We start from the raw sequence: 18,652 nt of genomic DNA, 5'->3' as shown, positions 1-18,652 counted from the left end.
CCAAGGGTCTCGCCGTGAAGTCCGGGTTCAAGAAGCCCGGCGCCAAGGCACCGGGTTCCGCGGCACCCGCCGCAGCGCCCGAGCCGGAGGCACCTGCCGAGTCGGAGGCACCGGAGTTGGCGGCACCCGCAGAGCAGGCACCCGAGGAGACGGCCGCTTCTACGCCGGAGTCGAACGGTGCTGCCGAGTCGAACGGCGCCGCGGAGTCGAATGGTGCCGCGGAGTCGAACGGCGCCGCGGAGCCCGCAGACACCCCGGCGCCACCGCAGCCGAAGGCCGGTGGGCTCGGGTTCAAGTCGGGAGCGAAGGCGCCGGGCAAGAGGTCCTGACCGAACACCCGTTGCAGTAGCCGAACACCCTCTCCAGCGTGCTGGGGAGGGTGTTCGCGTTGTGTGCGGTGTGCGGCTCGGGACCGCAGTCCCCGCACCGCAGAAGGCACCACAGGCCCCGCACCGCAGAAGGCAGCACCCGGCACGCGGCTCCGCTCCCCCAGAGCCACACACCACTTGCCACCTCCGAACACCCTGTCCAGCGTGCTGCGAGGGGTGTACGCGTCACGGACCCTGTGCAGCTCACGCATCCACAGGCCTCGGACCATCCCCAGCGGGGCACCGGAGCCCCGCCCGAGCACCATCGGTGCGGCAACGATCGGGGCATGGCCCGCATCATCACGCGCTCTCAGGCATTGACCGACGGATTCACCGACTCCGAGCTCCGCCGACTCTGCCGCGACGGCACCCTCACCCGCCTGCGCCGCGGGGCCTACGCGGGTGCGCGTGACGTCGAGAACCTGACCGACACCGATCGGCACCTCCTCGTCGTGCGGGCAACCATGGCGCGCGCGACCGCCCCCGACACCGTGTCGAGCCACGCGAGTGCCGCCCTGCTGCACGGGATCACGCTGTGGGACGTGCCGCTGGGCACCGTCCACCTGACGCGGAACCGTAGAACAGGGGGTCGCCGCGGACAGCTCCGCACAGTGCACGCGTCGCCCTACGACCCGGACGAGGTCACCGAGGTGGAGGGCCTCCGCGTGACCACTGTGGCCCGCACGATCGCGGACCTGGCCTGCAGCCTCCCGTTCGAGCAGGCCGTCTGCGCGGCGGACGATGCCGCGCGTCGGCTCGGGGTACTCGGCACGGAGGTGGCGGCGGTGCTCGCCCGACGGCCGACCCGCAACGGCCACGCTCGCGCGCTGCGGGTGGCTCGGTTCATGAACGCTGGAGCGGAGAGCGTCGGCGAGTCACGGAGCCGCGTACTGCTCCACGAGTCGGGCTTCGTCGTCGAGGTGCAGCGAATGGTGCACTGTGCGAACCGATCTCATCGCGTGGACTTCTTCCTGCCCGAGTCGAACGTGGTGGGCGAGTTCGACGGGCGCGTGAAGTACGGCCGCCTCGTGCCCACGGGTGACACTCCCGCTGACGTGCTGTGGCGCGAGAAGCTCCGGGAGGACGAGATCCGAGACACGGGGTACGAGATGGCGCGCTGGACGTGGGGCGATCTGGAGTTCCCCGAGTCGATCATCGGGCGGATCCGCCGCGCCGAGGCGCGATCCGCACGCCGACCGTGACATCCACACCCCCTCCAGCCTGCGGAACGGGTTGCAGCTCAACGCAACCGGTGCACGACGCCACCAGCAGCACCCAAAGACACACCGCCCCTACCGCGCCCCCTCCAACTGCCCGACGATGTGCTCCGCGATACCCAGCGCCGCGGTGGCGGCGGGTGAGGGCGCGTTGAGCACGTGCACCTGGCCGGGCCGCTGTTCGTAGTAGAAGTCGTCGACCAGTGCACCGCTGCGGTGGATCGCCTGAGCCCGCACTCCCGCATGGGTGGGGACGAGGCTGTCCGAGGGCAGGTCCGGCACCAGCTCGCGCAGACTGGCGAGGAAGCGCGCGGACGACACCGACCGGGCCACCTCCTGCGCTCCGGTGCGCCAGTAGCGCCGACCGAGTCGCCACAGCCCGGGCCATGCCAGCGCGTCGGCCACGTCGCGCGGCGCGATGTCGCGCCACCGATAGCCCTCGCGCGCCAGTGCGAGAACGGCATTCGGTCCGGCATGAACGGTGCCGTCGATCATGCGGGTGAGGTGGACGCCGAGAAAAGGCAGCGTCGGGTCGGGCACCGGATAGATGAGCCCGCGCACCAGGTGGCTGTACTGCGGTGCCAGTTCGAAGTACTCGCCGCGGAACGGCAGGATGCGGACGGCCGGGGTGACTCCGGCCATGCGGGCGATGCGGTCGCTGTGCAGTCCGGCGCAGTTCACCAGCAGGTCGGCGGCGATCAGCGTCTCCGACTGCCCTGTGCGACAGCGCACCTCGATCGATCCACTGATCGCGACGACCTCGGCGCCCAGCACCACGTCACTGCCGGCGTCCTCGATCTCACGTCGCAGCGTGGCACACACCGCCCGGTAGTCGACGATGCCGGTGGACTCCACTCGCAGCGCCGCCACCGCGCGCACCGCGGGTTCGTACTCCCGCGCCTCGTCCGCGGTGATCATCCGGCACGGCACCCCGTTGACGGCGCCGCGCTCGGCCAGGGCTCGCAGTGCCGGTACCTGCGCCTCGGTGGTGGCGACCACGAGCTTGCCGCAGACGTCGACGGGCAGGTCGTGCTCGCGGGCGAAGTCCCGCATCGACACGGAACCGGACACGGCGAGCGTGGCCTTGAGGCTGCCGGGCGCGTAGTAGAGACCCGAATGGATGACACCGGAATTGTTGCCCGTCTGATGAGTCGCGATGTCCGACTCCTTGTCCAGCACCGTCACCCGGTACCCGCGGCGCACCAGCGCCCGCCCCGTCGCGAGGCCCACGATGCCGGCCCCGACCACTACCACGTGCTCACCGTGCATGTCAGGACTCGACGATCGCCTTGATCGCGGCGAGCGTGCGGGGAATCCCGTCGAGTGCGGCGGTACGGCGGATCTCGATCTCCTCCTGCGCGCGATCGCCGAACTTCGTGTGGAAGTACTCGATCCCCTGCTCGGTGAACAGCCACGATTCGGTGAGCTGCGTCGAGTTCTCGTCGATTGCCTCGAGGGTGTATCCCCACCGCACGAACGAGTCGCCGACGAGCCAGGCGAACTCGGTGCCCGGGATGGCGACGGCGACGGTCGAGACCGTCTCCCAGGTGCGGTCGGCGGTGACGTTGCGCCCGGTGAAGGTGGACCCGACCACGTCGGCGCTGCCACCGTCGTTCCACCAACACTCCTGGCAGATCGGGCTCCACTCCCCGGTCCGGGTGACGTCGGAGACGAGGGCGTACACGGCGTCGGGCGACGCGGCGATCACGATGGAGTCGGAATGCTCGAGTGCGGTCATGCCTCGAGTATGCCGCCGAGCGGCGCCGTGAAGGTGGTTCGTCGCCGAAGTTCCTGCTCCGCCACCCGGATCGCCAACTGCAGGCGCTCCGCACGGCTCCCCGTCAACAACACCCAGGACCGGCCGGTGCGCGTGAGCGCGTCGAGGAACCACCCGGTCATGTCCGCCCGCACTTGTTCACCGTCACGAATACCGTCCTGCACGAACGGAACTCCGTGATGATCCGTCACCAGATACACGGCGGGGCGATCGTCGGCGACGGCGAGGTGTGACTCGGGGCCGAGGTAACGCCGCTCCCACACCGTCGTCGCGAACGCGTCGGTGTCGCAGATCAGCACAGGCGATCCGCGCCGCGCTGCCGCGTCCTCGTGGGCAGTCTGGGTGCGCGCGATGCGGGCGAAGTCGTCACCGGTCCACACGATGTCGTCGACCGACCCGGCCTCCGCGACCTTGTCGAGGGTGTCCTGCCGGCCGAACTCGTCGACGCACTCGGTGTCCGGCCACCGTTGTCGGAAGTGGGCAGCCAGCGCTCCGGCGACGGTGGTGGTGCCAGTCGACTCCGAACCCACCACGACGATGCGCGTCGCCAGACCGGCTCTGGCGGGCGCGTCGAGGCAGCGCCACGAGGCGGCGAGGTCGCGACGACACGCGGTCCCGGACACCGGGAAGGTGCTGCGCGGCAGATCGAACGCCACGTGTCGAGCGTCGAACCACCGCGCCAGTTCCTCGCCGTACGGCTCGCTGGTGACCACCACGTCGACGGGCTCGTCCCCGACGGCCGCGCGCATGCACGCCACCTGGGCCGCCCACACGGCCCGTGAGGTGTGGTCGATCGGTGCGTCGCAGACGATGCCGGTGATCGTGACCGTCTCGTCGCCTGCGTGCGACTCGGTCATCCACGCCACACGGTCTCGCAGAGACACCGACTCCACGGTGGCTGCCATCACCACGACGGTCACCCGGTCGGCCACCGTGGCGGCGAACCGGACCATCGCGTGGTGACCGACGTGCGGCGGATAGAACTTGCCGATGATCAGCGCGTGCCTCATGCCGGCACCTCGACGGCGGCGGGGGTCATCGACCGTGTCCACGCTCGCAGCCCGGCAACGCACAGCGCGATGAATCCCAGATAGAGAACACCGGTCAGCACCAGGTCCTTGTAGAGGTAGAGCGGCACGTACACGACGTCCGCGGCTATCCACAGGAACCAGGACTCGCGACGCTTCGTCACCTGGCCCCACGTCGCCAGCAGTGACAACACGGTGGTCACCGCGTCCCAGAACGGCACGACCGACGTCGTCGCGGTGTCGAGGAACCACGTCATGGCCAGCGTGGCCGTCACGCCGACGGCGCCGAGCCACCACCATTCCCGACGGCTGGTGGACGTGACCACCAGCGGCCCCTGCGTGCCGCCGCCGACCCACAGGACCCATCCGGACACGGCGAGAGCGATGTAGACGAACTGCAGCGCCGCGTCGGCGAACAACCCGGCGCCGAAGAACAGCAGGACGAACGCGAGGTTGTTGGCGATACCGATGGGCCAGTTCCACACCGACTGCCGTGCGACCAGGACGACGCAGGTGGCGCCCGTGACGAATCCGACGACCTCGACCCACGACGTGGGTGCCCCGAAGGACACGAACGCGGTGGATCCGAGCCACTCGATCAGGGTCATGACGCCTCCTTAGCGTGATTATGCGCTAAGCATGGCGCAGAAGTGCTCGAAGTGCAACTCGTCCCCTGGTCAGGCCACCGGCTCGAGCAACTGCGGCCCGTTGTTGCGCACGCTGTTGACGGCCGTGCTCACCTCGTACGGAGACAGGTGCGGCTCGGGCATCGACTGGACCAGGTCCGCCACCGCGCCGAGATCGGTCAGCGTCGGGTCCAACCAGGCATCGCGCATGTCCGCCGGCACCACGACGGGTGACCGGTCGTGGATGTGCCCCAGCGCGTCGGTGGCCGTCGTGGTGAGCACAGTCGTGGTCCACACCCACTTGCCCGGATCATCCTCGGGCAGTGCGGGATCCGGCCACAGCTCGTACAGTCCCGCCATCGCGAGAACACCGTCCGTGTGCAGGAAGTGCGGGATCTTCTTCCCCTCGCGCTTCTCCCACTCGTAGTACCCGTCGGCGGGAACGAGGCAGCGCCGCTTCGCCGCGGCCTTGCGGAACGCCGGCTTCTCGGTGATGGTCTCGGACCGCGCGTTGATCAGCCTGCTCGCGATCTTCCGGTCCTTCGCCCACGACGGGATCAGACCCCATCGGACCGTCCGCAGCTGGCGCGCTTCCTCCCCACGCTCGAGCACGATGCGCACCGGATCCGTGGGCGCCACGTTGTAGGACGGTTCCGGCGCCTCCCCCAGCGCCACGGCGGCATCGAAGATGGACGACAGGTCGTCGTCGGACCGGGTACTGGCGTAGCGACCGCACATCCCTCGATTCTGCCCCGCACGGGTAGCGACATGCCAGGCGGTCTGGTTAGTGTCGGAAAGTACCGCCACCGACGAGGGGGATCGCATGTCGACCGTGGACGAGACACCCGGCGCGCTGCAGTCGTGGGGGCTGAGCAAGCAGTACGACGGGAGCGCACCGGCCGTGCGCGACCTGTCGTTGTTCGTACCGCCCGGCACGCTGTACGGGCTGGTCGGACCCAACGGAGCAGGCAAGACCACGTTTCTGTCGATGGCGACGGGCATCGTGCGCCCGTCCGCCGGGCAGGTGTGGATCGACGGTCACGACGTGTGGGCCGATCCGGTCGCCGCCCGCGGGCGCGTCGGACTGCTTCCCGACGGGCCGTCCCTCCCCGAGGCCCTGCCCGGTCGGCGCGCACTGCACTACGTCGGAGTGCTGCACGGTCTCGATCCGGCGGTGGCGCACGAACGCTGCGAGGAACTGCTCGCGGTGCTGGACATCGCCGAGGCCGGTGACCGCGCGGTCTCCACGTACAGCGCCGGTATGAAGAAGAAGATCGGCCTGGCCGCGGCGATGATCCACTCGCCACGGCTCCTCGTGCTCGACGAGCCGCTGGAGGCGGTGGACCCCATGTCCGCCCGCACCATTCGGCACCTTCTCGAGAGTTTCGTCGCGCGGGGCGGCACCGCGATGGTGTCGAGCCACTCCATGCCGCTCATCGAGCAGATGTGCTCGCACGTGGCCATTCTCGCCCGCGGCTCTCTGCTGGCCGCCGGCACGATCGACGACGTGCGTGCCGGCGGCACCCTCGAGGGCGCGCTGTTCGACGCGGTCGGCGGCGGTGACCAGTCGGCCGAGTTGCCGTGGCTGGGCTCATGATCAGCGCGCCGGTCCGCACACTGTTGTCGTTGGATCGCGAGATACGCAGAGCAGCAACCGGATCGGGTGCCCGCATCGCGATCGTGATCACCGCGATCGCGTCGCTCGGGGCGATGTACGCGATCACGCTGAGCGCACAGCCCTCGGCGCGTGCCACGCTCGCCGCACTGTGCGCCGTGGTGGTGGTCGTCCTCACCGTCGTCGCTCCCCTGCTGACCGGAGTGGGCGACCGCGGACTCGTCCCGGCGCACGTGCGCCATCTACCGGTGCGTGCCGACGATCTCCGGAGAGCCCTCGCCCTCATCGGTGCGCGCAGCGGGGTGACCGTCTTCCTCGTCGTCGGACTCGCCCTCACGCCCGTCGCGGTCCCGGACGTCTCGCCCGTGGCACGCATCGTGACCGCCGTGATCGCCCTGCTCACCGTCGGTGTCGCGCTCGCCGTGTCCCGTGTCGCCGTCCTCCGCCTGGATGCGGCATCGCGCACTCCACGCGGCCGCATCCTCTCGACGATCGGTGGCACCGTCGTCGCCGCGGCCGCGTACGCGGCCTTCCTCCTGCTCGGCAACGTCTCGACGTCGTTCGCCGACAACACCTTCCTGCGCACCGCGGTGCGCGTCCTGCCGACGGGATGGGCGGCGGTGTCGAGCGAGGCAGTCGACGACGGGAGGTGGTGGGTGCCCGTCCTCGTCGCCGTCGCGCTCGCCGGACTCGGCGCACTGGTGGTGCGGTGGTGGACCTCGGCGGTGTCGGCCGCGCTCGACAGCACGCCGCCCCGCTCCCGGACCGACCGCCGTCGGACGACGACGTTCCGTGCGCGTGGACCGATGATCACGGCCATCGCCGCCGAGAGCAGGTTGCTGCTGGTCGATCCGCGCCGAGTGGGACTGCTGACGATGCCGGGGGTGTTCCTGCTCGTCGGAGTCGTGCTCATGGCCACCTCGACCGACATCTACGGCCTGCAGTACGGCGCACCGATCGTGATCCTGCTGACGAGCAGCATGTTCGCCAACTCGTACGGCCTCGACGGCGCAGCGGCGTGGCGCGTCACGTCGGTGCCGGGTGTGGCGCGACGCGTCATCGACGCGCGTCTCGTCATCGCGGCGGTGGTGGCCGCGGCGTTCGGCGCCGTCGGGACTGTCCTCGGTCGCCTCGTCGGCGATCCGTCGCCGCGCACTCTCCCCGTGGCGGCCGCCGTCGTCGTGGCCGCGTCCCTGGCCACTGCCGCGGCCGGCGCCGTGCAGTCGGCGGCCAGCCCGTACGTCGTCGCAGGACAGACCGCGGGGAGCGCGTTCAACTCCCGCGGGTCGATGACCGGCCGTGCGATCGGGTGGACGCTCGCCGTGATGGCCGGGGGTGCCCTCCTGTGCCTGCCGGGCGTCCTGATCGCGCTGGCCCTCCCGGGCGTCCTCGTCTGGCTCGCGCCCGTCGTCTCCCTGCTGCTCGGCGGATGCATCGTGGCGGTGGCCCGGCGTCGAGCCGTGGCTCTGGTGACCAGCCGCGGCCCGGAGATCTTCGCAACCGTCAGCGCCTGATCACGATTCCGTGCACGATGTGGTCCGGGGAGCCGAGAGCGAGGAACACACAGGCATGACCATGCACGAACCGTCGACGCACGTCGTTCGCAAGACCAGCACCACCCTCGCCGACGGTCGAGAGTTGCTGTACTTCGACGACTCCGAGCCCTGGGTGTCCGGGGAGAAGACGCGGGACCTGGTGGACACGCGCCCCCTCCCCGCGTCGGAGTCGTTGTCGCAGATGCGACTCGACGTGCTCACCGGCGACTGGGTGGTCATCGCCGCGCAGCGGATGGACCGCACGTTTCTCCCACCGCCCGACGCGTCCCCGCTCGCGCCGAGCCGCCCGGGACGCCCACCCACCGAGATCCCCGCTGCCGACTACGACGTCGTGGTCTTCGAGAATCGCTTCCCCTCCCTCGCGCAGTCGGCAGCGGCGCAGCACCTTCCGTCGCACGTCGACGGCGAGGAGCTCTGGCCGCTCGCTGCCGGCACGGGCCGGTGCGAGGTGGTGTGTTTCGCCAGCGACCCCGACGCCTCCTTCGCCTCGCTCGACCTGCACCGGGTGCGCACCATCGTCGACGTGTGGGCCGACCGCACCGAGGCACTGTCCGCCCTTCCGGGGGTGCGCCAGGTGGTCTGCTTCGAGAACCGGGGGCGGGAGATCGGGGTGACCCTCACTCACCCGCACGGGCAGATCTACGCCTACCCGTACCTGCCGCAGAGGACCGACGCGATGATCCGGCAGTCCCGGCTGCACCGGGACCGCACCGGTCGCTCACTGCTGTCCGACGTACTGGACACCGAGCTGCGGTCCGGCCGCCGCATCGTCGTCGACACCGAGTACTGGGTGGCCTACGTGCCGGCGGCCGCCCGCTGGCCCGTCGAGGTGCACCTCTCCCCGCGCCGCGCCGTTCCCGATCTCGCTGCGTTGTCGACGGCCGAACGCGACGCGTTGGCCGGCGTGTATCGCGCTCTGCTGCGTGCGGTCGACGACTTCTTCGAGGGCGTCGACGAGGTGCCCTACATCGCCGCGTGGCACCAGGCTCCCGTCGGTGCGGACCGTGACCTGGGGAGTCTGCACCTGCAGCTGTTCTCGATGATGCGATCGCCCGGGCGGATGAAGTTCCTGGCCGGATCCGAGTCCGCCATGGGCGCGTGGATCAACGACACCACACCCGAGGCCATCGCGGACAGGTTCCGGGAGGTGCTCGCGTGACCGCGTGGCTGCCGGTCGTCGACGAGGCCGAGCTCGCCGACGGTGCCGTCGAACGGTTCCGCACGACCTTCGGCGGCGAGCCGGACGGCGTCTGGATCGCGCCGGGACGGGTGAACCTGATCGGCGAGCACGTGGACTACGCGGGCGGGCTCGTCCTTCCCTTCGCGTTGCCCTACGTCACCGCGGTCGCGGCCCGCCGACGCGACGACGCAGTACTGCGGGCGGCGTCGACAGGCTCCGACATGCACTGGGGTATCGCACTGTCGGCCATCGCTCCCGGCAGCCCGGACGGGTGGGGCGCGTACGTCGCCGGCGTCTCGTGGGCGCTGGGGCTCACGATGGGCGCGGACATCGCGGTGCACTCGTCCGTCCCCGTGGGCTCCGGTCTGTCCAGCTCGGCTGCTCTCGAATGTGCTGTGGCGGTGGCGCTTCGGGACCTGTTCGATCTCGACGCCGACCGGCGGGCACTGATCGACGCGTGCATCCGCGCCGAGAACGAGATCGCCGGCGCATCGACGGGCGGGATGGATCAGTCGATCGCGATGCTCGCGGAACCGGGCCACGCGCTGCTGCTGGACTGTCTCGACTTCTCCTCCCGACAGATTCCGCTCGATCTCCCGGACGCGGAGATCCTCGTCATCGACACGAACGCACCGCATCGGCTGGTCGACGGTCAGTACGGCCGGCGGCGCGCGTCGATCGAGAAGGCGTGCGCCGACCTCGGCGTGTCGACGCTGCGCGGTCTCGACCCGGAGGCGGCGGCGTCCGCGATGACCGACCAGGTGTCGGCGGCACGCGTCCGGCACGTCACCAGCGAGATCGTCCGCGTGGAGCAGGCGGCCGAACTCCTGAATGCCACACCCGATCTCGCGGCGTTGGGGGCGCTGCTGACCGCATCGCACCGATCACTGCGTGACGACTACGAGGTGAGCTCGCCCGAACTGGACTCCGCCGTCCGGGCATCGCTGGACGCCGGCGCGTTCGGCGCCCGGATGACCGGCGGCGGGTTCGGCGGTTCGGCCATCGCCCTGGTCGACCGGACGCGCACCGAGGCGGTCGCGGACGCGGTCACCGAGGCGGCATCGGCAGCCGGGCTGCCCACCCCCACCTTCCTCACCGCCACCCCGTCCGGGTCAGCGCACCGTCAGCGCTGAGAACGCCGACCCGAGACGACGAGTAGCGCCGCACCCAGAACCAGACCGACGCCCCCGACGGACCACAGCAGCACAGGTCCGCGGTCGGTGAGCCACATCAGCTTGGTGGCCGACTCGCGGGCGCGGTCGAGCTGCTCCTTCTGCCCGTCCTCGTCGAGCCCGAGGGTCGCCTTGAACACGGTGACCTCCGGAACGGCAGGGTCGCGCGCGAAGTACTGGTAGGGCTGCTCACGACCGCCGACGAGACTGCCGCTGCGCGGCTCGACGTAGATGTCGCGAACGGTGGAGTAGTACCGCTTCATGGTGATCGACTGCGCACCGAGCCCCTCGAGCCCCCACTTCGACGCGGGCAACGTCACGGAGTTGATCGGCGACTGCGTCGTCTCGGAGAGATCGGCACCGGTGACCTGCGTGCGGAAGTGGTAGATCGGGAGCCCGTCCATCGAGATCTCCTCGACGAACTCTGCAGGGAAGCTCGTCCAGGCCGTCGCGTCGTAGACCGAGTACGTGATCGGCTGGGTGTCGAACGGGAAGCGCTGCTGATATCCGGTCCGCGGCACCGGGATGGCCGGCTTGCCGACGGTGGTCTGCAACGACGCAACCGGATCGACCGGCTGCGACGTGCGTCGATCGACGGTGACCCGGTCGACCGACGCGGTCAGCAGACCGGCATCGCCCTCCCGGTCCGCACGGCGCACGGTCGCGCCGGACTGGAACGTCACGCGATCCGCGTCGCTCGGATCCTCGGTGGTGATGAAGCGCTGCACCACCAGCGGGACCCCGGTGGCCACGGACAGCGGGCCGGGACGCGTGATGGACGTCGCGTCGAGCACGTCGCCGCCGGTTCCCGGATCGGTGACCGCGACCGTCGTGGTGCGGATGTCCAGGGGCGTCACCGCGAGTCGATGCTCGACGTAGGTGGGCAGCATGATCGCCCCCACCACGGCCGCACTGCCGATCGCGAGCAGGACACACGCGCTGCCGCGCAGGAGGGTAGGTCGCGCCACGTCGGTCACCTGCTCCCGTACTGCACGTCGCCGAGCACCGAGGCCGACGGATCGGCGGTGACCACCGGCTCCGGCCGGACGGTCTCCTCGGCGGACCACGTCAGGCCCACCACCGCGCCGGCGGACAACACCCCACCCACGAGCAGGCTGGCCACAGCCGGCACCACGACACTTCTCACAGCCACGTCCCCCACATCCGATCCTCGACGTCCAACTGTGTCATTTCGGACACCGCCCGAGGCCGTCCCGACGTTGTGAACAGTCCACGATCTGGGCGCGGACCTCTGGAGGCTCCCGTTTCGCCCGGTCGGGTCGCGGGTACAACCCGGCTCATGAACGAAACCCGGCACACGAGCGATACGGGCGGCCGCGCACCGGCCGCGGCCGATCTGTCCACCGTGCAATTGGTCGAGCGCCTGACCCAGCAGGTGAGCACGCTGGTGCGCACCGAGGTGAGCAGCGCACTCGACGAGGTCAAGTCGAAGGGCACCAAGCTCGGGGTCGGCATCGGTGTCTCCGGCGCCGGCGCCCTGCTGTTGTTCCTGGGCCTCGCGACCCTCGTCGCCACCGCCGTCCTCGGCCTGGCGACGGTGCTCGACCCGTGGCTCGCGGCACTGATCGTCGCCGTCGTCCTGCTGATCGTCGGCGGCATCCTCGCCAAGGTCGGCGCGACCAAGGCGAAGAATGCCGTTCCGCCTGCACCTGCCGCCACCGTCGCCAGCGTCCAGCGCGACGTCGAGACCGTCCAGAACGCCCGAAAGGCTCACTCATGACCGACCCGAAGGACGCGTCCGAACCGCGTCACGCCCTGCGTACCGAGGCCGATGCCGAGCCGCCGTCCGTCGAGCAGCAGCGCGAGGAGCTGGCCGAGACCGTCGAGGCGCTCGCGGCCAAGGTCGACGTGCCCGCTCGCGTCTCCGCCGCGGCCCACGAGTCGACGGAGAAGGTGCAGGAGGTCGCTCAGCAGGGCGTCGCCAAGGCACAGGAGGGTGTCGCGCAGGTGAAGGAGAACCCGCAGGTCGCGGGCATCTCGCTCGCCGGTGCGCTCGCCGCCGTGGTCCTCGTGGCCCTGGTCCGCCGTCGTCGTGCGCGCACGGCGCTGCGCCGACAGAGCGTCCTCGACATCCTGGCCGGCCGATGACCAGCACGTCGAAGGCGTTCTACAAGCCGCTCTCCCTGGCCACGAGCATCGTCGGTGGCTTGGTCGCCGGACAGATCTTCAACCAGATCTACAAGCGCGTCGGCAAGAACGACGCAGAGATGCCCGATCCGAAGGACCTCTCACGCACCAACCGTGAGGTCCTGATCGCCGCAGCGCTGCACGGTGTCGTGTACGGGCTGGTCAAGGCCGGGGTCGACCGCGCCGGCGCCAAGGGATTTCGCGCACTCGCCAAGGAAGACCCCAAGTGACGATCATCAGAAGGAGCCTTTCGTGACCGAGAACCAGGGTGCAGCCTCCGAGGCGCGCAGCGACTTCGTCGACAAGATCAAGGGCCGTGCCAAGGAAGTGGCCGGCGCCGTGACCAACAACGACGAACTCGCCGATCGCGGGCGGCTCGAGCAGGCGGAGGTGGAACGCCGCCGCGAGGCCGAGGCCACCGAGACCGCCGCCGCCCTCGAGATCGAGGAGGCGCAGCAGGACATCGCGGAGACGGAGGCCGAGGCGGACGTCGCACGGCAGTCTGTCGAGGACCGCACCGACGCGTCCGAGGCTGCGGCACAGAACGACCGGCTCCGTGCGCACACGACGGCGGAGGCCGACGCGATGCGTGACGCCGAGCAGGGTCGCGTCGCCGCCGAGGCACAGTCGGAGCGGCGCATCGCCGGGGCCACCAGCGAGCGGCAGCAGGAGGAGGCCCGTGCGGCCGACGAGATCTCCGCTGCGCGAAGCGAGTACGACGAGAAGCTCGACGAGGCCGACGCACTGGAGCAGGAGGCGGCGCAGGCACGCGAGCGCGCCGCCCGGGCCGAGCGCGAGGCCGCGTCGACCGACACCGAGGAGACCAAGTGAGCCTGTCCCTGCCCCGCCGGATCCTGCGACTGCAGTACTCGATCGCACGACTTCCGTTGCAGGCGTTCGAGTCCACCGTGATCAGTCGGCTCGACGCCGAGGGTCCGGTCCGTGCGACGTATCAGCAGATCGTCGGAGGCATCGACGCCACCGCGGGTGCCGTCCTGGGTGACGAGAGCCTCGCGCGGCGCGGCCAGAAGATGCGCAGCGCGGCCGCGGATCTCGAGAAGGCCACCCGTCTCGAGGCGCAGGCCCGCGAGAAGCGTGCACAGGCGACGCGCGAGACGCAGAACAGGGTCGACGAGGCGACGACGCGGGCGAAGAAGGCTCGCGAGACCGCCGAGGAGAAGGCGACCGACGCGGCCGACCAGGAGATCGAGAACAAGGTGGCCGCGGGCAAGAAGGCCGCCGCACGACTCGAGGACCGCAAGTCGCGCGCCGACGACATCGCCGACAAGCGGATCTCGGCGGCCGAGGCCGAGCGTGAAGCGAAGCTGTCGGAGGTCGAACGCCGCGAGGCCGAGGCCAAGGCTCCGCGCACCGAGGAGATCGAGGACGCGGCGGAGAAGCTCGAGGACGCCGCCGAGAAGCGCGACGACGCCGAACGCCTGGCGGACGTCGCGGAGGCGTCGAAGGACAGCTGACACCGCCCGTCGACTCACCGTCTGCCCCCGACAGTCACTGGACTGCTCGGGGGCAGACCACTCGACGGGGCCGACAGTGAGACGATGGCGGACGTGAGCACATCAGACACGACGCCGCGCCAGGCCGGCCAGCGCACGCTGCGCCCGCTCGAGCAGTCCGTCAAGCTGCAGAACGTCCTCTACGAGATCCGTGGACCCGTGCACGCCCACGCCGCCCGTCTCGAGGCCGAGGGCCACCGCATTCTGAAGCTCAACATCGGCAACCCGGCGCCGTTCGGCTTCGAGGCACCCGACGTGATCGTGCGCGACATGATCGCCGCGCTCCCCACGGCTCAGGGGTACTCCGAGTCCAAGGGCATCATGTCGGCCCGCCGCGCCATCGTCACTCGCTACGAGCTGGTCGACGGCTTCCCGTTCCTCGACGTCGACGACATCTATCTCGGCAACGGCGTGTCCGAGCTGATCACGATGACGATGCAGGCGCTGCTCGACGACGGCGACGAGGTCCTCATCCCGGCGCCCGACTACCCGCTGTGGACGGCGATGACGACGCTGTCCGGTGGCAAGGCGGTGCACTACCGCTGCGACGAGGAGAACGACTGGAACCCCGACCTCGCGGACATCGAGTCGAAGATCACCGATCGCACCAAGGCGCTCCTGGTCATCAACCCGAACAACCCGACGGGTGCGGTGTACTCCAAAGAGGTGCTGCGGGGGATCGCGGCGCTGGCACGCAAGCACAGCCTGTTGCTGCTGGCCGACGAGATCTACGACAAGATCCTCTACGACGGCGCCCAGCACGTGTCCATGGCGACGATGGCGCCGGACCTGCTGTGCCTCACCTTCAACGGTCTCTCCAAGGCCTACCGGGTGGCCGGATACCGCGCGGGCTGGCTCGCGATCACCGGACCCAAGGACCACGCCGCGGGCTTCCTGGAGGGCATCAACCTCCTGGCGTCCACTCGCCTGTGCCCCAATGTGCCTGCGCAGCATGCCATTCAGGTCGCACTCGGTGGCCACCAGAGCATCGGGGACCTCATCCTGCCGGGCGGGCGACTGCTCGAACAGCGTGACGTCGCGTGGGAGGGACTCAATGCCATTCCCGGCGTGAGCTGCGTCAAGCCGCGCGGTGCGCTGTACGCCTTCCCGCGCCTCGATCCCGAGGTGCACGAGATCCACAGCGACGAGAAGCTGGTGCAGGACCTGCTGCTGCAGGAGAAGATCCTGGTGGTGCAGGGAACCGGCTTCAACTGGCCCGACCACGATCACCTGCGCATCGTCACGCTGCCGTGGGCCCGCGATCTGCGCACGGCGATCGAACGGTTCGGCAATTTCCTGTCGTCGTACCGGCAGTGACCGTCAGGGCGTTCGTCGAGGCGCTGCCCAAGGTGGAGCTGCACGTCCACCTCGAGGGGTCGATGTGGCCGAGCACGCTGAAGGCGCTGGCCGACAAGCATCAGGTCGACGCGATCCCGCGCACCGAGGACGCGCTGCGGGAGTGGTTCGAGTTCCGCGACTTCCCGCACTTCATCGAGGTGTACCTGACGTCGATCGGCGTGCTGCGCGATCCCGAGGACTTCGCGCGGCTCGCGTACGACAGCCTCACCGCGCTGGCGACGCACGCCGTGCGGTACACCGAGATGCACATCAGTCTCTTCGGGCACCTCATGCGTGGGGTGGACGCGGCGGCGGTGTTCGAGGGTGTCGAGGAGGGCCGGCTGCGTGCTGAGGCCGAGACCGGCATCGTCGCGCGATGGATCCCCGATTTCCCCGGTGACTTCGGTACCGACGCCGCGAACCGCACCCTCGACGCCGTGCTGGCGCATCGCGTCGACTCGATCGTCGGATTCGGCATCGGGGGCATCGAGGTGCCGCGGGCGGAGTTCGCCGACGTGTTCGCGCGGGCGAGCGCGGCGGGACTGCACTCGCTCCCCCACGCGGGCGAGACCGGCGGGCCGGACAGCATCTGGTCGGCGCTGCGCGATCTGGGGGCCGAACGCATCGGCCACGGCATCGCCGCGCTCGGCGACCCCGAGCTCGTCGCGCACCTGATCGAGCACCGGATCCCGCTCGACGTGTCCCCCACCTCGAACATCCGGACCCGCGTCGTCGAGTCGCTCGACGTGCACCCGCTGCCGGCCATGATCGACGCGGGGCTGACGGTCACGCTCAACAGCGACGACCCGTCGATGTTCGGCACCGACCTCACCACCGAGTACCTCGCCGCACACGGCATGGGGCTGGACGGGTCGGCTCTGCGTTCGCTCGCCCTCGCGGGGGTGGACGCGTCGTACGCGGACGCGGACCTGAAGGAGCAGTTGCGGGCGGAGATCGCGGCTGTCGAACTCCCGGAGGTCTAGGGGCGCTGCACGCCGTCCAGCGCTCCACACCCCTCCCCGCAGGCTGCAGGGGGTGTGCGCCTCACGGAACCCTCGCAGCACGGCGTGTCCCAGGTTCCCGCGGGCGTTCCAGGTTCCCGCGGATGCTGCAACACGTACGAGAACCCGGAACCCCTACGGTAGCGCCGGCACACTCCCTGACCTGCACTTGGTGTGACGCGCAGTGCCATACACCGCGCTGTGTGACACAACACAACGTCTCGGGCACATTTTTCAACCCCGTGATGATCGAACCGTGCGTTCGCGGGTATGTTCGTACATGAGCCCTTCGGGGTTCCGAAAGCGCCGAACGGCCCCCCACCCCCCCGGTGGGCCGCTCGGTCGGTGGCGGGGGACACCCCCCCTGCTTCCCCGCCACCCGCTTTCGTCCCGCGTCGCTCGCGCCCCCAAATCCTTGTCCGCGCCACCGTTAGTGTTGGCGTCGTGACACACGGCCACGGACACAGCTCCGGTCCCGCCCCCATCGGGAAGATCGCCGCGAGACTGGTGCTCGGCATCCTCTCCGTCGTCGGCATCGCCGCGATCGTGGGAGTGGTGCTGCTGTGGCCCAGCGATCGCACCGTCGAGGTCCCCGCGCCGTTCCAGAGCGCGGCCGGCGGCGTCGTGGCCACCGAGTACGGCACCGTGGTGTCGCAGGACATCGGTCCGTGTGGCAGTTCGTCCAACGGGCGCGTCTTCAGCGGCGCCCCCACTCCGCCCACCGTCTCGGGCTTCGAGTGCAACCGCAGCATCGTCTCGATCGACACCGGCGTGAACGAGGGCACCCGCACCCTGCTCGAGGTGACGCCCGGGCCGGGTACGCCCGATCTGCGCGTCGGCGAGGAGATCCGCCTCGTCCGCGGCACCGACGACAGCGGGACCGCGATCTACGGGTTCGACGACTACTCCCGCACCACGCCGCTGCTGCTGGTGGTCGCGGTCTTCGCCGTCGTCATCTGCGTGGTCGCGCGGTGGCGCGGGCTGCGCGCCCTGCTCGGACTCGGTCTCGCGCTCGGAGTGCTGGTGGGTTTCGTGCTCCCCGCGATCCTCGACGGCCGGTCCGCGATCCTGGTCGCCCTGGTCGGCGGCACCGTCATCCTCTACGGCGTGCTGTATCTGGCGCACGGGCCCAATCTGCGCACCAGCTCAGCGTTGCTCGGCACCGTGGTGTCGATGGGCGTCGCCGCGGGACTGTCCGAAGCGGCCATCAGGCTGACCCGGGTGACCGGTCTGTCGGAGGAACAGAACACCGACGTGCAGGCCTATCTCGACCATGTCAGCATCACCGGGCTGCTGCTCGCCGGGTTCATCATCGGATCGCTCGGCGTGCTGAACGACGTGACGATCACCCAGGCGTCGGCAGCCTTCGAACTCGCGGCACTCGATCCCGACGCCACCCGGCGGTCGATCTTCACGTCCGCGATGCGCGTCGGGCGGGACCACATCGCCAGCACCGTGTACACGCTCGTCCTTGCCTATGCGGGTGGTGCGCTGCCGCTGCTGCTGCTCTTCAGTGTCGCCGGCCGCTCGTTCGGCAACGTCCTGACCGGAGACGCGGTGGCCATCGAGATCGTCCGCTCGTGCGTGGGCGGCACGGCGCTCGCGCTCTCCGTTCCGCTCACCACCGCGATCGCCGTGATGCTCGCCCGGCCACCCCGCGGACGCGCCCCCGTGAGCGGTCGCCACTCCGCGCGCTGACGCTCGACCGCGCATCGGGAAACTTCACAGAGTTCGGCCACGAGGTATGCACTGGCACTACAAAACATTCTCCTGTATTGTTTCAGTGGGTTCGGGAACCTGCGCGTTTGTTTGACGCAACTTCGCAGAGCACGACGACTATGTGAGGACACACAATGAACACTCTGGCCGCAGAGGACGTCGACCGTATCCGCCGGGTACTCGACAAGTACGGAAAGCTCCCGGTCGCCATCGACGCAGTCGCCAACGACGCCGATCTGTACGACGCAGGTCTGACGTCGCACGCGAGCGTCAATGTGATGATCGGCCTCGAGGACGAGTTCGATGTCGAGTTCCCGGATCGCCTGTTGCAGAAGGCCACGTTCGCGAGCGTCTCGGCCATCGCCGACGCCGTCGCAGAGCTGGCGTGATCTG

21 protein-coding genes and 1 pseudogene are annotated in these 18,652 nt (G+C 69.9%); 15 read left to right on the top strand and 7 right to left on the bottom strand.

Annotation, left to right across the window (positions count from 1 at the left end):
- Window positions 1–329 (top strand): annotated as a pseudogene (locus QRN16_RS14035) (Fe-S oxidoreductase); the annotation flags it as partial.
- A gap of 326 nt (window positions 330–655) precedes the next feature.
- Window positions 656–1,570, top strand: coding sequence for a type IV toxin-antitoxin system AbiEi family antitoxin domain-containing protein (locus QRN16_RS14030; RefSeq protein ID WP_285187557.1), 915 nt, complete (start codon window positions 656–658; stop codon window positions 1,568–1,570).
- A 90-nt stretch (window positions 1,571–1,660) separates the two neighbouring features.
- Here QRN16_RS14030 and lhgD read toward each other — a convergent pair whose 3' ends face one another.
- The 5 genes from lhgD to QRN16_RS14005 form a co-directional block, all read right to left on the bottom strand.
- Window positions 1,661–2,854: an L-2-hydroxyglutarate dehydrogenase gene (gene lhgD / locus QRN16_RS14025; protein ID WP_285187555.1), complete on the bottom strand. Its 1,194-nt coding sequence runs from the start codon at window positions 2,852–2,854 to the stop codon at window positions 1,661–1,663.
- Window position 2,855: 1 nt separating this feature from the next.
- A complete protein-coding gene (locus QRN16_RS14020) occupies window positions 2,856–3,323 on the bottom strand; it encodes an SRPBCC family protein (protein WP_056444006.1) in 468 nt (155 codons plus the stop codon).
- Window positions 3,320–4,372, bottom strand: coding sequence for an AAA family ATPase (locus tag QRN16_RS14015; RefSeq protein WP_285187553.1), 1,053 nt, complete (start codon window positions 4,370–4,372; stop codon window positions 3,320–3,322). Before QRN16_RS14015 ends, QRN16_RS14020 begins: the two co-directional genes overlap by 4 nt.
- On the bottom strand, window positions 4,369–4,998 hold the full coding sequence (gene pnuC / locus QRN16_RS14010; protein WP_037186937.1) for a nicotinamide riboside transporter PnuC: 630 nt from the start codon (window positions 4,996–4,998) through the stop codon (window positions 4,369–4,371). Before pnuC ends, QRN16_RS14015 begins: the two co-directional genes overlap by 4 nt.
- Before the next feature lie 69 nt (window positions 4,999–5,067).
- On the bottom strand, window positions 5,068–5,754 hold the full coding sequence (locus tag QRN16_RS14005) for an SOS response-associated peptidase (protein WP_056444003.1): 687 nt from the start codon (window positions 5,752–5,754) through the stop codon (window positions 5,068–5,070).
- Between the two features lie 85 nt (window positions 5,755–5,839).
- Here QRN16_RS14005 and QRN16_RS14000 point away from each other — a divergent pair, with 85 nt between their 5' ends.
- The 4 genes from QRN16_RS14000 to galK are packed head-to-tail and all read left to right on the top strand — an operon-like array spanning window position 5,840 to window position 10,500.
- On the top strand, window positions 5,840–6,613 hold the full coding sequence (locus QRN16_RS14000) for an ABC transporter ATP-binding protein (protein WP_285187549.1): 774 nt from the start codon (window positions 5,840–5,842) through the stop codon (window positions 6,611–6,613).
- Complete coding sequence (locus QRN16_RS13995; RefSeq protein ID WP_056444000.1) at window positions 6,610–8,145, top strand: hypothetical protein; 1,536 nt, start codon at window positions 6,610–6,612, stop codon at window positions 8,143–8,145. The genes QRN16_RS14000 and QRN16_RS13995 overlap by 4 nt, the downstream gene beginning before the upstream one ends.
- 55 nt (window positions 8,146–8,200) lie before the next feature.
- A complete protein-coding gene (galT, locus tag QRN16_RS13990; RefSeq protein WP_285187545.1) occupies window positions 8,201–9,346 on the top strand; it encodes a galactose-1-phosphate uridylyltransferase in 1,146 nt (381 codons plus the stop codon).
- A complete protein-coding gene (gene galK / locus QRN16_RS13985) occupies window positions 9,343–10,500 on the top strand; it encodes a galactokinase (RefSeq protein WP_285187543.1) in 1,158 nt (385 codons plus the stop codon). Before galT ends, galK begins: the two co-directional genes overlap by 4 nt.
- On the opposite strand, the gene pgfA is transcribed toward galK, so the two are convergent.
- Entirely contained in the window at window positions 10,491–11,507 is a 1,017-nt protein-coding gene (gene pgfA / locus QRN16_RS13980) for a cell envelope lipid trafficking protein PgfA (RefSeq protein WP_285187542.1), read from the bottom strand. The genes galK and pgfA overlap by 10 nt on opposite strands.
- A gap of 5 nt (window positions 11,508–11,512) precedes the next feature.
- A complete protein-coding gene (locus tag QRN16_RS13975; protein ID WP_235579024.1) occupies window positions 11,513–11,692 on the bottom strand; it encodes a DUF2613 domain-containing protein in 180 nt (59 codons plus the stop codon).
- A gap of 147 nt (window positions 11,693–11,839) precedes the next feature.
- Here QRN16_RS13975 and QRN16_RS13970 point away from each other — a divergent pair, with 147 nt between their 5' ends.
- The 9 genes from QRN16_RS13970 to QRN16_RS13930 all read left to right on the top strand — a co-directional run bounded on the left by QRN16_RS13970 (window position 11,840) and on the right by QRN16_RS13930 (window position 18,648).
- On the top strand, window positions 11,840–12,280 hold the full coding sequence (locus QRN16_RS13970) for a phage holin family protein (RefSeq protein ID WP_051613630.1): 441 nt from the start codon (window positions 11,840–11,842) through the stop codon (window positions 12,278–12,280).
- A complete protein-coding gene (locus QRN16_RS13965; RefSeq protein WP_051613631.1) occupies window positions 12,277–12,648 on the top strand; it encodes a DUF3618 domain-containing protein in 372 nt (123 codons plus the stop codon). The genes QRN16_RS13970 and QRN16_RS13965 overlap by 4 nt, the downstream gene beginning before the upstream one ends.
- Window positions 12,645–12,917: a DUF4235 domain-containing protein gene (locus QRN16_RS13960; protein WP_027506952.1), complete on the top strand. Its 273-nt coding sequence runs from the start codon at window positions 12,645–12,647 to the stop codon at window positions 12,915–12,917. The genes QRN16_RS13965 and QRN16_RS13960 overlap by 4 nt, the downstream gene beginning before the upstream one ends.
- A gap of 22 nt (window positions 12,918–12,939) precedes the next feature.
- A complete protein-coding gene (locus tag QRN16_RS13955; RefSeq protein WP_285187539.1) occupies window positions 12,940–13,518 on the top strand; it encodes a hypothetical protein in 579 nt (192 codons plus the stop codon).
- Entirely contained in the window at window positions 13,515–14,162 is a 648-nt protein-coding gene (locus QRN16_RS13950) for a hypothetical protein (protein WP_285187537.1), read from the top strand. Before QRN16_RS13955 ends, QRN16_RS13950 begins: the two co-directional genes overlap by 4 nt.
- 84 nt (window positions 14,163–14,246) lie before the next feature.
- Window positions 14,247–15,518, top strand: coding sequence for a pyridoxal phosphate-dependent aminotransferase (locus tag QRN16_RS13945; RefSeq protein ID WP_027506955.1), 1,272 nt, complete (start codon window positions 14,247–14,249; stop codon window positions 15,516–15,518).
- Entirely contained in the window at window positions 15,515–16,522 is a 1,008-nt protein-coding gene (add, locus tag QRN16_RS13940; RefSeq protein WP_285187534.1) for an adenosine deaminase, read from the top strand. Before QRN16_RS13945 ends, add begins: the two co-directional genes overlap by 4 nt.
- A 462-nt stretch (window positions 16,523–16,984) precedes the next feature.
- The gene (locus QRN16_RS13935; RefSeq protein ID WP_285187509.1) at window positions 16,985–18,238 is read left to right on the top strand and encodes a YibE/F family protein; all 1,254 of its coding nucleotides are present in this window, start codon (window positions 16,985–16,987) and stop codon (window positions 18,236–18,238) included.
- 155 nt (window positions 18,239–18,393) lie between these two features.
- Window positions 18,394–18,648 (top strand): acyl carrier protein, encoded by a 255-nt coding sequence (locus QRN16_RS13930; RefSeq protein WP_027506958.1) that lies wholly within the window; start codon window positions 18,394–18,396, stop codon window positions 18,646–18,648.
- The last annotated feature ends 4 nt before the right edge of the window (window positions 18,649–18,652 follow it).

Origin of the sequence: Rhodococcus sp. MEB041, from assembly GCF_030208955.1 — a bacterium.
In the GTDB taxonomy this organism is placed as follows: Bacteria; Actinomycetota; Actinomycetes; order Mycobacteriales; family Mycobacteriaceae; genus Rhodococcoides.
This window is presented reverse-complemented; position numbering and strand designations above follow the sequence as displayed.

What these genes read in the sequence shown, in the direction of transcription:
- QRN16_RS14030 (WP_285187557.1), top strand. Translation starts at nt 656, where the DNA reads ATGGCCCGCATCATCACGCGCTCTCAGGCATTGACCGACGGATTCACC.
- lhgD (WP_285187555.1), bottom strand. Translation starts at nt 2,854, where the DNA reads ATGCACGGTGAGCACGTGGTAGTGGTCGGGGCCGGCATCGTGGGCCTC.
- QRN16_RS14020 (WP_056444006.1), bottom strand. Translation starts at nt 3,323, where the DNA reads ATGACCGCACTCGAGCATTCCGACTCCATCGTGATCGCCGCGTCGCCC.
- QRN16_RS14015 (WP_285187553.1), bottom strand. Translation starts at nt 4,372, where the DNA reads ATGAGGCACGCGCTGATCATCGGCAAGTTCTATCCGCCGCACGTCGGT.
- pnuC (WP_037186937.1), bottom strand. Translation starts at nt 4,998, where the DNA reads ATGACCCTGATCGAGTGGCTCGGATCCACCGCGTTCGTGTCCTTCGGG.
- QRN16_RS14005 (WP_056444003.1), bottom strand. Translation starts at nt 5,754, where the DNA reads ATGTGCGGTCGCTACGCCAGTACCCGGTCCGACGACGACCTGTCGTCC.
- QRN16_RS14000 (WP_285187549.1), top strand. Translation starts at nt 5,840, where the DNA reads ATGTCGACCGTGGACGAGACACCCGGCGCGCTGCAGTCGTGGGGGCTG.
- QRN16_RS13995 (WP_056444000.1), top strand. Translation starts at nt 6,610, where the DNA reads ATGATCAGCGCGCCGGTCCGCACACTGTTGTCGTTGGATCGCGAGATA.
- galT (WP_285187545.1), top strand. Translation starts at nt 8,201, where the DNA reads ATGACCATGCACGAACCGTCGACGCACGTCGTTCGCAAGACCAGCACC.
- QRN16_RS13970 (WP_051613630.1), top strand. Translation starts at nt 11,840, where the DNA reads ATGAACGAAACCCGGCACACGAGCGATACGGGCGGCCGCGCACCGGCC.
- QRN16_RS13965 (WP_051613631.1), top strand. Translation starts at nt 12,277, where the DNA reads ATGACCGACCCGAAGGACGCGTCCGAACCGCGTCACGCCCTGCGTACC.
- QRN16_RS13960 (WP_027506952.1), top strand. Translation starts at nt 12,645, where the DNA reads ATGACCAGCACGTCGAAGGCGTTCTACAAGCCGCTCTCCCTGGCCACG.
- QRN16_RS13945 (WP_027506955.1), top strand. Translation starts at nt 14,247, where the DNA reads ATGGCGGACGTGAGCACATCAGACACGACGCCGCGCCAGGCCGGCCAG.
- QRN16_RS13930 (WP_027506958.1), top strand. Translation starts at nt 18,394, where the DNA reads ATGAACACTCTGGCCGCAGAGGACGTCGACCGTATCCGCCGGGTACTC.